We start from the raw sequence: 13,097 nt of genomic DNA, 5'->3' as shown, positions 1-13,097 counted from the left end.
ATAGGATACGTATTTATGTCAAAGCAAGTCATTCACACTGAAAACGCACCAGCGGCAATTGGACCATATTCTCAAGCGGTTCGCGCAGGTAACACAGTGTATCTGTCTGGCCAAATCCCTTTGGTGCCAGAAACCATGGAAGTCATCAGCGAAGACATCGTGGAGCAAACCACTCAGGTTTTCAAAAACCTACAAGCCGTGTGTGAAGCCGCTGGTGGCTCTCTAGAAAACGTAGTGAAGTTCAACATTTTTATGACGGACTTGGGTAACTTCGCAACGGTTAACGAAGTCATGACTCAGTTCGTTAAGCAACCTTACCCAGCTCGTGCAGCAATGGGTGTTCGCGCGTTGCCAAAAGGCGTACAAGTGGAAATCGAAGGTATCATGGTGTTAGAAGACTAAACGCTTCGCTCTGATACTGACCACAAAAAAAGAGGCCGAGGCCTCTTTTTTTGTGGCTGACATTCCTCGCAATGGCTATTTTTTCAGTGCGCGAAACGCATCGAGCAAGCCATGATAACCCGCGACATAACTTGGATACCGCAAGCGCCACCCTTGTGAGAAAAGGTATTGGCCTTGAATGCGCTTTCCTGACGTGGGCACAAAGCCTTCGCCATTGCTCACCGCCACATTCGCACCAAGACACGTCGCTAACCACAGCTTCACTTCCCACATAGACACAGGTGTTTGATCGGTCACAATCACATGAGCTGGCAGTGTTTTTTTACTCAGCGCGCAATGTGCCAATAGCACCAGAGCAGAAACCACATCATCACGATGGATACGATTCGTCCAGCTGTTCGCTTCCCATGCCTTTCCGCTTAATACCGTTTCGAGCAGCCGAAAGCGACCCGCTCCATAAATGCCAGAGCAGCGAACGGCCACACTGGCAAAAGCCGACGCCAACAGTCGCTCTGTGTCGAGCAATACCTCAGCGGTTACCGATGATGGCTGAGCTGGCGTTGATTCGTCGATCCACTCCCCTTGGCTTTGACCATAGACACTGGTGCTGGAGACAAAAAACACAGTGGGTGGCTGATCGGTATTTTTGTATCGACGGACTAATACTTGCGCCGTGTCAAAGTACGCGGCACGGTAAGCCACTTCATTGCGCCCATTTGGCGTCATGATTAAGAACACCACATCCGCCTCAGGAAGCATGCTGTCATCCATCTCAAGCAAATCCCCTGTGATGCCTTCCACACCATGGGGAAACACAGACTGCGTGCGACGTATGCCCGTTACATGATGACCTTGTGACACCAACTCACTGGCCAAGTCCGACCCTAAATCACCACACCCTGCGATAAGAATGTTTGCCATGCGCGTTCTCCCGACAACCTAGTACAGAAATATTCGTAACGAGTATACTTTATCAAAATATGTATTATCATAGTTATTAACAATGAATCGACCACGTCAGAGGGTGTGCTATGACATTAACGGAATTGAAATACATTGTAATGCTAGCAGAAGAAAAGCATTTCGGTCGCGCTGCCGATCGCTGTTATGTGTCACAACCAACGCTTAGCGTTGCCGTTAAAAAGCTTGAAGAAGAGCTTGGTGCAGCGATTTTTGAACGCAGCAAAAGCTCCGTTTACATCACCCCACTAGGCGAGCAAATCATCACCCAAGCCAAGCGAGTGTTGGATCAGGCCAACATGATCAAAGAACTGGCCAGCTCTGGAAAAAACCAACTAAAAGGCCCGCTTCGTGTCGGAGCCATTTATACCATTGCGCCGTATTTGTTCCCGTTTATGATTCCTGCGCTGCACAATGCCACATCAGAGATGCCCTTAGTCATCGAAGAAGACCTCACTGAAAACTTGCGTCCTAAGCTGCGTAACGGCGAGTTAGACGCCATTATCGTCGCCTTGCCATTTCGTGAGCCTGACGTCGTCACACAGCCGATTTATGAAGAAGAATTTGTGGTTTTGATGCCCAAAAAACACCCTTGGACAGCATTAAAAAGCATAGAGACCGATCAACTTTCTACCGACAATCTGTTGCTACTTGGCAAAGGTCACTGCTTTAGTGAACAAGTATTAGAAGCGTGCCCGATTGTCAGCGACAGCGAGTTCAATGAAGGACGCACCATTGTTAACGGCAGTTCATTGGAAACCATTCGCTACATGGTGGCGTCAGGGTTGGGAGTGACGGTGTTACCAAAATCCGCCGTGACCAATATCAATCATGATCTTTTGGAAGTTCGCCCATTCACTGCACCTGCTCCTAAACGCACCGTGGCATTGGCGTGGCGCGCCAGCTTCCCTCGACCAAAAGCAATCGAAGTGGTCAGCCAATCCATTCGTGAAGCTTGCAAGCATCTGGATTTATAAGCCAACAGCATGATGGATGGATTAGATACTCAGGATGTGCGCGAGCTAAAAGGCGTCGGCGATGCCATGGCAGAGAAGCTCGCCAAGCAGCATCTCCACACCGTACAAGACTTGCTGTTTCATTTGCCGATCCGGTACCAAGACAGAACGCGCGTGGTGCCGATCGGCTTGCTGCGGTTTGGTGACGAGGCTGTTATTGAAGGCCAGATTACAGGCAGCGAAATAAAAATGGGCAAACGCCGCAGTTTGCTGTGTCGGATTAAGGATCATACCGGCACCCTGTGCTTACGCTTCTTTCATTTTTCCGCCGCGCAAAAGAAACAGCTGGAAGCCGGCAAACGCGTGCGCTGCTTTGGTGAGATTCGCCGCGGCAGCACAGGGTTCGAAATCTATCACCCAGAATACAAAGTCATTGGCGAGGACGAAACACAGGAGGAGACAGCACAACTCACGCCCATCTATCCCCTGACCGAAGGTTTAACGCAAACCAAGATTCGCCAACTGTGTGAACAAGCGCTAGCGCGTTTAACGCCTTACAATTTACAAGAATGGCTACCCGATGAAATCCGCACGCAATTCAGCCTGCCGCCACTGAGTGATGCCATCCATTTTCTGCATCACCCGTCGAGAGAAGCCAACCTCGAATTGCTGCGATCAGGCAGCCATCCTGCGCAATACCGGTTGTCTTTCGAAGAACTGATGGCGCATCAGCTTTCCTTAATAGGCAAACGCACGAAAGCCAAACAAGATGCCGCAATTAAGGTTCAAACCGCAGGTGAATTAAGCCAACGACTGTTGCAACAATTGCCCTTCTCGCCCACCAATGCGCAAAGCCGAGTGTTTCAAGAGATTCTCACAGACCTAGGCGCAGGTCATCCGATGTTGCGCTTAGTACAAGGAGATGTTGGCTCAGGGAAAACCTTGGTTGCCGCTTTAGCTGCTGCGTCCGTCGTACAGGCAGGCTATCAAGTGGCTATCATGGCTCCCACCGAAATACTGGCAGAGCAGCATTACAATAACTTTCGTCAGTGGTTCAAACCCTTGGGGCTTAACGTCGCGTGGATGATTGGAAAACTCAAAGGCAAAGTGCGAGAAAAAGAGCTCGCCGACATCGCTTCAGGTGCCGCGCACATTGTGGTCGGCACTCACGCACTGTTTCAGGATACGGTTGAATTTGACCGTTCGGCGCTGGCGATTATTGATGAACAACATCGCTTTGGCGTACACCAACGCATGGCCTTACGAGAAAAAGGCATGAAACATGGCTTTCAGCCTCATCAGCTCATCATGACCGCCACTCCCATTCCTCGTACCCTAGCCATGTCAGCGTATGCGGATTTAGATTGTTCCATCATTGATGAGCTTCCACCCGGACGAACGCCAGTCAACACCATCGTGGTATCGGATCAGCGTCGCCAAGAGGTCATTGATCGAGTAAAGAGCGCCTGTGAAGAAGGCAAACAAGCCTATTGGGTTTGTACCTTGATTGAAGAATCCAGAAGCCCTGCAACGCCAAGCCGCTGAAGACACGGCGATTTTGCTACAAGAACAATTGGGCAATTTGTCCATTGGCTTGGTACACGGTCGACTCAAAGCACAAGAAAAAGCCGACATCATGGCCAAATTCAAAGCAGGCGAGATTCAATTGCTGGTCGCGACCACTGTGATTGAAGTGGGTGTCGACGTGCCTAATTCCAGCTTAATGGTCATCGAAAACCCAGAACGACTCGGGCTGGCGCAACTCCATCAGCTGCGTGGACGCGTTGGGCGAGGTCAAGCCGCCAGCCATTGTGTGTTGCTTTATAAAGCGCCACTGGGACAACAAGGTAAAGAGCGACTGTCTACCATGAGAGAAACCAGTGACGGCTTTAAAATCGCAGAAAAAGACCTCGAATTACGCGGGCCAGGGGAATTACTCGGTACACGACAAACCGGCCTATGGGAATTCAAAGTAGCGGATTTACAACGTGATAAGAACTTGCTGGATGATGTTCAAAAGGCCGCTAGCCTGCTACACAGCCGATACCCTGACAGAGTATCGCCGTTATTGTCGAGGTGGCTTCCCAACCACGACCAATACCTTAATGTGTAACCGCTCGCTAAAAAAATGGGGGAACTAGGGAATATTGACCACGGTGGTGCTTTTCACTTCTTCCATTGCGACATAAGTACGAGATTCACGAACGTGCGGCAATGTTAACAACGTCTCACCAAGCAAAAGACGATACGAATCCATATTCGATACGCGCGCTTTTAACAGATATTCAAAGTCCCCAGCAATGAGATGGCACTCTAGTATTTCTGGAATTTCAGTCACAGCGGCTTTGAATTCATTGAAGCCTTCAGGGGATGTTGTTTTAAGGCGAATCTCAACAAACACAAGCAATCCAGCGTCTACTTTTTTGGGATTAACGAGCGCGCAATAACCGGTAATGTAACCGTTACGCTCCAAACGACGCACACGCTCTAAACAAGGCGTGGCACTCAGTCCAACGCGACTCGCCAACTCCACATTTGATAAGCGACCATTGATTTGCAGCTCACGAAGAATTTTTTTGTCTAAGCGATCAAGGGGTTTTGCTGAGTTATCCATCTGGTATGGATCTCCTTACATGCCTTCAAGTAATGTCCAAGTCTACCATGCAGATTGCAAATTATGGAAAGTGCTTTATTCAATATATTGCGTAAGGTTATTCAAATAAAGCACAACAAAATTCATCGGCGCACCAAAAGAATGCATAAATTTAACTTTTAGCAATAAATACTTACAAAAAAGTTAAAAGCGCCCTGTTTGCGTGCATCGATAGAATTTCAGATGCTTTGAAACCCTCATGAACTCTGACATTCAGAAGAAATGCATTCCGTTTTTTTTAATGAGCTCATTGTGCTTTTTCAACAAAAAAAGTGTAATAAATGCGCATTTCCTATCATAGAGATGAGATTTTATCCTTGACTACACTTCAAAAGAGTAATTCTATAGGGGGATGTGGCGATCTTTTAGAGGAATCGTCTGCATATACCCTACAACAAGAATAATTACATGTTGGCATCAAATTTGCTTAGACAATAAATACTGAGATTACAATTCTGAACTGTAAAATTCAGCAAGATAACAACATATATAAAACGCCTGGGAGGCTCAATACAATGAAATCGAATGTTACTAAATTACTTTCGACTGCCGCGATCGCTGCAACTATCAGTGCTGGCGCAGCTGCTGCAACGTTAGATGACGTGAAAGCTAAAGGTTTTGTTCAATGTGGTGTTAGTACTGGTGTTCCAGGCTTCTCAAATGCAGACGATAAAGGTAACTGGTCAGGCATCGACGTTGACGCATGTCGTGCTACTGCTGCCGCTATCTTTGGCGACGGCCAAAAAGTAAAATTCACCCCTCTTTCAGCGAAAGAACGTTTCACAGCACTACAGTCTGGTGAAATCGATGTTCTTGCTCGTAACACAACGTGGACTTACACGCGTGATGCGTCTCTAGGTCTAGACTTCACCGCGGTTAACTTCTACGACGGTCAAGGCTTCATGGTTCGTAAAGATTTGGGTGTTAACTCAGCATTAGAACTTGCTGGTGCAACAGTGTGTACTGAGCAGGGTACTACGACTGAATTGAACATGGCGGACTTCTTCCGTAAGAACAAAATGTCTTACGTTCCTGTTGTCGTACAAAAAGCTGACGAAGCGTTAGCGGCTTATGACTCTGGTCGTTGTGATGTATACACTACAGATAAATCTGGTCTAGCGGCTCACCGTACAAAACTAGCCGATCCATCTGCACACGTGATCTTGCCAGAAACTATTTCTAAAGAACCATTAGGTCCTGTCGTTCGTCACGGCGACAACCAGTGGAAAGACATCGTAACTTGGGCCATGTTCGTTCAAGTTAACGCGGAAGAAATGAACATCACGTCTAAAAACGTGGCTAAGATCAAGAGCGAAACAACAGACCCAGGCATCAAACGTCTACTAGGTGTTGAAGGCGATATGGGTGCTCAGCTAGGTCTACCAGCAGATTGGGCTTATAACGTTATCGCTCAAGTAGGTAACTACGGTGAAGTGTTCGAACGTAACGTTGGTCCATCTACTCCTGTAGATCTTCCACGTGGTCTGAATGCACTATGGACTGAAGCGGGCGGCATCATGTATGCGCCACCAGTTCGTTAATACCTAAAGCGACCTACCTGCTTGGGTATTTGCTCAGCGGCTACATAACAGCCGCTGAGTTTCTCCCCCTTTCTTACACATCTGACGAGCATTTAATTGCCTGAACCAAGATGAGCGAAAATACTAATCCTAGTAATAACAGCCTTTTGAATGATGCTGGCACTCGTGCCATGATCTTTCAAATTGTGCTGCTGGCTATGGTGGTTTTTGCGGGTTACTACCTATTTAGCAACCTACAAGCCAACTTAGACAACCGAGGAATTTCTACAGGTTTTGCCTTTTTCAATGAACCTGCTGGCTTTCCAATCCTTATTCACCTTATTGAATACACTGAAGCCAATACTTACGGACGCGCGTTTGTTGTTGCCCTCATCAATACGTTTGTTATTTCCTTATTGGGGATAATTTTGTCCACCGTGATTGGCATCGTCATGGGCTTGGCACGATTATCAAAAAACTGGTTAGTGGCACGTTTGGCTACGGTTTATATTGAAACCTTGCGTAACATTCCATTGCTGCTGCAAATGTTCTTTTGGTATTTTGCGGTTCTTGCGGCACTGCCAGCGCCACGTGACAGTTACGAATTTGCTGACTTTTTACTGAACAAACGTGGTATTTACTCTCCGAATCCAATCACTCAAGATGGATTTGGTTTGGTTATTTTTGGCTTTTTCCTTTCAATCGCCGCCGCGGTTGGCCTTATTATTTGGGCTAAAAAGCGTCAAACTAGAACCGGTTTGTGGTTCCCAGCGTATTGGTCTTCTCTTGGCTTGATTGTAGGGATCACATTCCTATTCTTGGCCATCGCAGGATTTCCAATTGAGTTTGATCTACCACAGAAAAGTCGTTTTAACGTAACCGGCGGAATGGTGTTACCACCAGAATTTGTCGCCGTATTGGTGGCGCTATCTACCTATACTGGTGCGTTTATCGCTGAAATCGTTCGTGCAGGCATATTGTCTGTAAACTGGGGACAAACCGAAGCGGCTCGCTCTTTGGGATTGCGTGACAATCTTACTCAGCGACTCATCGTTTTACCTCAAGCTTTACGTGTCATTATTCCACCTCTGACCAGTCAGTACTTGAACTTAGCGAAGAACTCCTCTTTGGGCGCCGCCATTGCTTACCCAGAGTTAGTTGCGGTGGTAATGGGCACAACGCTTAACCAGACAGGTCAGGCGATTGAAACCATTGGTCTTTGTATGTTGGTGTATGGTTCATTAAGTCTATCGATTTCGGTATTCATGAACTGGTACAACAACAAAATGTCATTAGTAGAGCGCTAGGAGGTAAATCATGACTATTATATTTAAACCGTCCCCTAGCCTTCCACCACCAGTGACGTCTGTTGGGGCTGTCGCGTGGGTTCGTCAAAATCTATTTTCGTCCCCGCTGAATATCTTTCTCACGTTCTTTAGCGCTTATGTTATCTATTTGTTGCTGCCTCCAGTTATACAATGGGCATTCATAGATGCAACGTGGGAAGGGACTTCTAAGGCATCTTGTACGGCTGGTGGCGCATGTTGGGCCTTTATAGCCGTCTATTTCGATCAGTTTATGTATGGTTTATACCCAGAAGCTGAAACGTGGCGCATCAATTTAGCGGTCATTATGCTGGTATTGATGGTCGGTGCGTTTGCTATCAAGGCAGTCAATAAACTGTACCTTTCTATCGCGATTATCGTGGTGTATCCGATCGTGGCTTACTTTTTGTTTGCTGGCGGTGTGTTCGGCCTAGAAAAAGTAGAAACCTCTTTGTGGGGTGGTCTTTTCCTTACCGTACTGCTCGGTGTGATCGGTATTGTGGCGTCGTTCCCATTAGGGATTGTGCTCGCGCTTGGTCGACGTTCTGAGATGCCCATTGCAAAGTCTGTGTGTGTGGTCTTTATCGAAACCATTCGTGCGGTACCGTTAATCACCATCTTGTTCATGGCGTCCGTAATGATTCCATTGTTCTTGCCGGAAGGCCTGAATTTCAACAAGTTGTTGCGTGTACTGATTGGTATCACGCTATTCTCTGCCGCTTACATGGCCGAAGTAGTACGTGGTGGTTTACAAGCCATTCCAAAAGGACAATATGAAGCCGCTGATGCCATGGGATTAACCTATTGGCAGTCGATGATTCTTGTGATTTTGCCACAAGCTCTAAAGCTGGTTATTCCGGGTATCGTGAACTCCTTCATTGCTTTGTTCAAAGACACAACCCTAGTATACATCGTTGGTATGTTTGACTTCTTAGGTCGAATCCAAGCCGCTAACCATGACTCAAACTGGCTAGGGACAACGGTTGAAGGTTATGCTTTTGCAGGCTTTATCTATTGGGCTATCTGCTTTGGTATGTCACGTTATAGTATGGCTCTCGAGCGTAAGTTAGAAACTGGGCACAAGCGAAATTAGTTAAGAATTTGAGGTCTTTATTATGACAGATACAAATATGGCTCGTGCCCAACTAGCGCAGGGCGAAGAAGCAATCATCGAATTTAACGATGTAAACAAATGGTACGGCGATTTTCATGTACTAAAGAACATAAATTTCAGCATCAAAAAAGGCGAGCGCATTGTTGTGTGTGGTCCTTCTGGTTCTGGTAAATCCACCATGACGCGTTGTATCAACCGTCTTGAAGAGCACCAAAAAGGCACGATCTTGGTCGATGGTGTTGAGATGAACAACAACTTGAAAAACATCGAAGCGATCCGTAAAGACGTGGGCATGGTGTTTCAACACTTTAACTTGTTCCCTCACCTAACCATTTTAGAAAACCTGACATTGGCGCCAATTTGGGTTCGTAAAACGCCTAAAAAGCAAGCGGAAGAAATGGCGATGCATTACTTGGAACGCGTAAAAATCGCTAACCAAGCATTGAAATATCCAGGCCAGTTATCTGGTGGTCAACAGCAACGTGTGGCGATCGCTCGTGGTTTGTGCATGCAGCCTCGCATCATGCTGTTTGATGAGCCAACTTCTGCACTTGACCCTGAAATGATCAAAGAAGTATTGGACGTCATGGTTCAGCTAGCGGAAGAAGGCATGACCATGGTGTGTGTAACACACGAAATGGGCTTTGCTAAAACCGTCGCTGACCGCGTTGTGTTCATGGATGCCGGTGAGATTGTCGAGGCTAACGAGCCTCACGAGTTCTTCGAAAATCCTCAACACGACCGTACTCAGATGTTCTTAAGCCAAATTTTGAATCACTAATCACTTAGTATTCAGAACTGAAACTTAAAATCTGTTATATTCTCAAAGCCCCTTATTGGGGCTTTTTTTATCGTCGTCATTCATTACAGGAAATATCATGGAAGCCTCCATTAACCTTCAGCCAGCTCAAAAACTTCGTGTGGTGCATTTAGCCGACCACACAGGTCGTTTGCAGGTTATTTTTCCTGAAAGCAATATGCTAGATATCTCAGCGGTGTCTCGTATCACCAAACGTCGCTTTGAGCCTGTAAACCACTACCATGTTTCTGGCGACCCATTAATCAAGCCGAACAGCGTGAACACTCTGCTCGAAGCCAGCATGTTGAAAGAATCTGTCTTTTCAATTCGCACCAAGGTCGGTGGACAATATCGCAACATCACCTCCGCCGAATTGGAAAATATGTTCTCCGGTCCTTTGAACCGATTCGAAAACATCTCGATTAACGCTCAACTCATTAAGCCTTCCGTAGAAAATCACGAAGACGACGAAGAACAAATTTTAGAAGCACTCGGGCGTTTTCAATCCATTCGATTGAAACAGCGCATCGAAGAAACCCTAGAAATCCCGCCATTGCCCGCGTCTTCACACCGCATTATTCGCCTGTCGACCGATAAATCCGCTGGCACGGACGAGCTGTGCGAAGTGATTGCATTAGATCCAAGCTTAGCCGCGCAAGTCATTAGCTGGGCATCGTCGCCCTATTACGGCGCTCCGGGTTCTATTGAATCGGTCGAAGACGCTATTATTCGTGTTCTCGGTTTTGACATGGTGATGAACCTCGCGCTAGGCCTGTCTATGGGCAACGCGTTCCAAGCACCAGAAGATGGCCCTCGACATTACGAAGATTTTTGGCTGGATTCTGTCTCCAATGCTGTGTTGATGGAGGCGTTGGTTAAATCTATGCCCGTTCAGGATCGACCAAAGCTAGGCCACGCTTACCTTGCAGGCTTGCTTCATAACTTTGGTTATTTGGCCATTAGCACCATTTTACCGCCGCATTTTTCGATTTTGTCTCGCTATCAAGAAGCCAATGCTCACTTGCCTTCCGACGTCATTGAGATGCAGATTCTGCATTTCACCAAAGAACAACTTGGGTCTTGGCTGCTGCGTTACTGGAGCTTACCAGACAATATTTGGATGGCCATTCGCTACAGCAAAAAACCACATTATTATGGAGAACACGCCATGCTAGCCAAGCTGCTGTATGTCTCCTATCAATTGCGCCATAACGGTACAATTGAGCCGTCCGTCTTATTAGAAATAGGGTTATCGCTTGAAGAAGCTGAGTCCTGCCGAGATCAGATTTACCAAAAATCAGCAGAGCTGCACAAAATGGTCGCCCTAATCAACAAAATGAACGCATAACCTTTCGTATGACAGTGAAGAAAAAAGCGGTCATGAACGCGTCTGCCGCCCAGCAATTCGACTATCGCTGGGCACCGGTACATCGTGTTAACAAAGTAAAGGTTACGCAGAATTTATGGCCTTGGCTTATTACTCATGATTCTCTCACCGCTCGCCTTAAATGCCTTGGCACACTCACTGTCGAGGTCTTAGAAGACTCATGGGGAACACCAACAGCGAGAGAGAAAAAGCGCCTTAAACTGCGCCCAAGAGAAGCCGCCAGAATTCGTACCGTGTTGCTAAAAGTCGATGGCATCCCTCTGATCTACGCCCGATCCATTATTCCTGCTCAGTCTTTAAAAGGTCATTGGCGCCAAGTCAAACACCTGCAAGACAAGCCTTTGGGCGGCTATCTATTTCAGCATCGCGCCTTGATTCGCAGTGGCATTGAAATAACACAACTGCCAAAATCCATGTTCCCTCATCAACCGCAAGCCGTCTGGGCTCGGCGCTCCGTGTTTCACCAATTTGGACCAGGAATTTTGGTCAATGAAGCATTTTTTGATGAACTCAACCACGTAAAACCTTTGTCTGGATTCTTATGAACAAGCTGCAAGATTACGCCGAACTAACCCGCTTTAACCGTCCAATTGGCTCATTTTTATTAATGTGGCCAACACTGTGGGCTTTATGGCTGGCGGCCGATGGCATGCCACAATGGCATTTGGTGATTATCTTTATCTTAGGCGTTTTCAGCATGCGCTCAGCAGGTTGCGTCATTAACGATTACGCCGACAGAAAAGTTGATGGCTTTGTAGATCGCACTAAAAATCGACCATTACCATCGGGGCGAGTGTCTGAAAAAGAGGCGCTTTTACTGTTTGGTGTACTGTCGATATTAAGCTTTGTCTTGGTATTGTTTACCGACCTACAAACCATTTTGCTGTCATTTGTCGGCTTGGGGCTTGCTGCTCTGTACCCATTCATGAAACGATACACCCATCTGCCTCAGCTTTTTCTGGGTTTGGCTTTTTCTTGGGCCATTCCAATGGCTTACAGTGCACAAGGTGGCGCACTTACCGACCCAGAGCTGTGGATGCTGTTTGTAGCAAACTGTTTTTGGACAATCGCCTACGACACTTATTACGCGATGACCGATCGCCCTGACGACCTAAAAATCGGCATCAAATCAACCGCCATCCTCTTTGGACGCTACGATTTGTTCATCATTGTGTGTTTACAGGGATTCACCTTGTCTTTATTGACATGGATAGGTGTGTTAGCCGAACTCCATTGGCTATACTTTGTGTCTCTCGTAATGTGTATTGGGCTTTTTATCAACAGTTTAAACAAGCTAAGGACCGCGATCGCCAAGCTTGCTTCCGCTCCTTTTTAGACAATAACCGGATTGGTTACTGTGTCTTTATAGGCTTGGTTTTAAGCTATTTTATGTAATATATGGCAAAGTTGTGACAGTTTAACTAAATTGTCACATTAGGTCGCTTTAATGAAACCGTTCCTGAGATGAGGATAAATCCTGTGACCGGTAAAAAAGTATTAATTATTGACGACGAGTCTTCCATACGCGAAATGATCGCCATTGCACTTGAAATGGCGGGTTACGAGTATCTGGAAGCAGAAAACATTCAGCAAGCCCATGAAATTATTGTGGATCACCGTCCTGACCTAATCCTTGTTGATTGGATGATGCCAGGTGGCAGTGGCATAGAGCTCACTCGCCGACTCAAAAAAGACACCACGACGGCAGAAATTCCGGTCATTATACTGACCGCGAAAAGTGAAGAAGACAACAAGATCCAAGGACTAGAAGTTGGCGCTGACGACTATATTACCAAGCCTTTTTCACCTCGTGAGTTGGTTGCTCGACTCAAAGCTGTGCTACGCCGCGCAACGCCTCAAGGGGTTGATGAACCAATTGAAATAGAAGGATTGGTCTTGGATCCGATTAGCCAACGCGTCACCATTGGCAGTCGTCCTTTGGAGATGGGACCTACCGAATACCGTTTACTCAAATTTTTGA

Annotated in this window: 11 protein-coding genes and 2 pseudogenes; 11 read left to right on the top strand and 2 right to left on the bottom strand. The window is 46.7% G+C overall.

Annotated features, from left to right (window positions below; translation table 11 throughout):
- Positions 1-15: 15 nt before the first annotated feature.
- The gene (locus tag N5P32_RS01675) at positions 16-402 is read left to right on the top strand and encodes a RidA family protein (protein ID WP_024024215.1); all 387 of its coding nucleotides are present in this window, start codon (positions 16-18) and stop codon (positions 400-402) included.
- Between the two features lie 75 nt (positions 403-477).
- On the opposite strand, the gene N5P32_RS01670 is transcribed toward N5P32_RS01675, so the two are convergent.
- The gene (locus N5P32_RS01670; RefSeq protein ID WP_265727467.1) at positions 478-1,323 is read right to left on the bottom strand and encodes an NAD-dependent epimerase/dehydratase family protein; all 846 of its coding nucleotides are present in this window, start codon (positions 1,321-1,323) and stop codon (positions 478-480) included.
- Between the two features lie 110 nt (positions 1,324-1,433).
- Between N5P32_RS01670 and N5P32_RS01665 the strand changes: the two genes are divergently transcribed.
- Together N5P32_RS01665 and recG are read left to right on the top strand one after the other, a co-directional pair.
- The gene (locus tag N5P32_RS01665) at positions 1,434-2,339 is read left to right on the top strand and encodes a hydrogen peroxide-inducible genes activator (RefSeq protein ID WP_265727466.1); all 906 of its coding nucleotides are present in this window, start codon (positions 1,434-1,436) and stop codon (positions 2,337-2,339) included.
- A gap of 9 nt (positions 2,340-2,348) precedes the next feature.
- Positions 2,349-4,431, top strand: a pseudogene (recG, locus tag N5P32_RS01660) (ATP-dependent DNA helicase RecG).
- A gap of 24 nt (positions 4,432-4,455) precedes the next feature.
- Here the strand turns inward: recG and lrp are convergent.
- The gene (lrp, locus tag N5P32_RS01655) at positions 4,456-4,932 is read right to left on the bottom strand and encodes a leucine-responsive transcriptional regulator Lrp (protein ID WP_265727465.1); all 477 of its coding nucleotides are present in this window, start codon (positions 4,930-4,932) and stop codon (positions 4,456-4,458) included.
- 554 nt (positions 4,933-5,486) lie between these two features.
- On the opposite strand from lrp, the gene N5P32_RS01650 reads away from it, so the two are divergent.
- From N5P32_RS01650 to N5P32_RS01615, 8 genes and pseudogenes are all read left to right on the top strand, one after another.
- A complete protein-coding gene (locus N5P32_RS01650; protein ID WP_265727464.1) occupies positions 5,487-6,512 on the top strand; it encodes an amino acid ABC transporter substrate-binding protein in 1,026 nt (341 codons plus the stop codon).
- A 110-nt stretch (positions 6,513-6,622) separates the two neighbouring features.
- Positions 6,623-7,798: an amino acid ABC transporter permease gene (locus N5P32_RS01645; RefSeq protein ID WP_265727463.1), complete on the top strand. Its 1,176-nt coding sequence runs from the start codon at positions 6,623-6,625 to the stop codon at positions 7,796-7,798.
- Positions 7,799-7,808: 10 nt separating this feature from the next.
- A complete protein-coding gene (locus N5P32_RS01640; protein WP_265727462.1) occupies positions 7,809-8,909 on the top strand; it encodes an amino acid ABC transporter permease in 1,101 nt (366 codons plus the stop codon).
- Between the two features lie 22 nt (positions 8,910-8,931).
- Positions 8,932-9,711, top strand: coding sequence for an amino acid ABC transporter ATP-binding protein (locus tag N5P32_RS01635; RefSeq protein WP_322783802.1), 780 nt, complete (start codon positions 8,932-8,934; stop codon positions 9,709-9,711).
- A gap of 97 nt (positions 9,712-9,808) precedes the next feature.
- Complete coding sequence (locus N5P32_RS01630; protein WP_265727461.1) at positions 9,809-11,077, top strand: HDOD domain-containing protein; 1,269 nt, start codon at positions 9,809-9,811, stop codon at positions 11,075-11,077.
- An 8-nt stretch (positions 11,078-11,085) separates the two neighbouring features.
- On the top strand, positions 11,086-11,661 hold the full coding sequence (locus N5P32_RS01625) for a chorismate--pyruvate lyase family protein (protein WP_265727460.1): 576 nt from the start codon (positions 11,086-11,088) through the stop codon (positions 11,659-11,661).
- Positions 11,658-12,511: pseudogene (gene ubiA / locus N5P32_RS01620) on the top strand (4-hydroxybenzoate octaprenyltransferase). Before N5P32_RS01625 ends, ubiA begins: the two are co-directional and overlap by 4 nt.
- Before the next feature lie 84 nt (positions 12,512-12,595).
- Positions 12,596-13,097: response regulator (locus N5P32_RS01615; RefSeq protein WP_265727459.1), on the top strand; the 502-nt coding region annotated here is incomplete at its 3' end.

The sequence above is a fragment of the Marinomonas pontica genome, from assembly GCF_026191375.1.
Classification (GTDB): Bacteria; Pseudomonadota; Gammaproteobacteria; order Pseudomonadales; family Marinomonadaceae; genus Marinomonas; species Marinomonas pontica.
Note: the sequence above shows the minus strand (reverse complement) of the source record. Positions and strands in the feature narration are given on the sequence as shown.

What these genes read in the sequence shown, in the direction of transcription:
- N5P32_RS01625 (WP_265727460.1), top strand. Translation starts at nt 11,086, where the DNA reads ATGACAGTGAAGAAAAAAGCGGTCATGAACGCGTCTGCCGCCCAGCAA.
- N5P32_RS01640 (WP_265727462.1), top strand. Translation starts at nt 7,809, where the DNA reads ATGACTATTATATTTAAACCGTCCCCTAGCCTTCCACCACCAGTGACG.
- lrp (WP_265727465.1), bottom strand. Translation starts at nt 4,932, where the DNA reads ATGGATAACTCAGCAAAACCCCTTGATCGCTTAGACAAAAAAATTCTT.
- N5P32_RS01645 (WP_265727463.1), top strand. Translation starts at nt 6,623, where the DNA reads ATGAGCGAAAATACTAATCCTAGTAATAACAGCCTTTTGAATGATGCT.
- N5P32_RS01635 (WP_322783802.1), top strand. Translation starts at nt 8,932, where the DNA reads ATGACAGATACAAATATGGCTCGTGCCCAACTAGCGCAGGGCGAAGAA.
- N5P32_RS01665 (WP_265727466.1), top strand. Translation starts at nt 1,434, where the DNA reads ATGACATTAACGGAATTGAAATACATTGTAATGCTAGCAGAAGAAAAG.
- N5P32_RS01675 (WP_024024215.1), top strand. Translation starts at nt 16, where the DNA reads ATGTCAAAGCAAGTCATTCACACTGAAAACGCACCAGCGGCAATTGGA.
- N5P32_RS01650 (WP_265727464.1), top strand. Translation starts at nt 5,487, where the DNA reads ATGAAATCGAATGTTACTAAATTACTTTCGACTGCCGCGATCGCTGCA.
- N5P32_RS01630 (WP_265727461.1), top strand. Translation starts at nt 9,809, where the DNA reads ATGGAAGCCTCCATTAACCTTCAGCCAGCTCAAAAACTTCGTGTGGTG.
- N5P32_RS01670 (WP_265727467.1), bottom strand. Translation starts at nt 1,323, where the DNA reads ATGGCAAACATTCTTATCGCAGGGTGTGGTGATTTAGGGTCGGACTTG.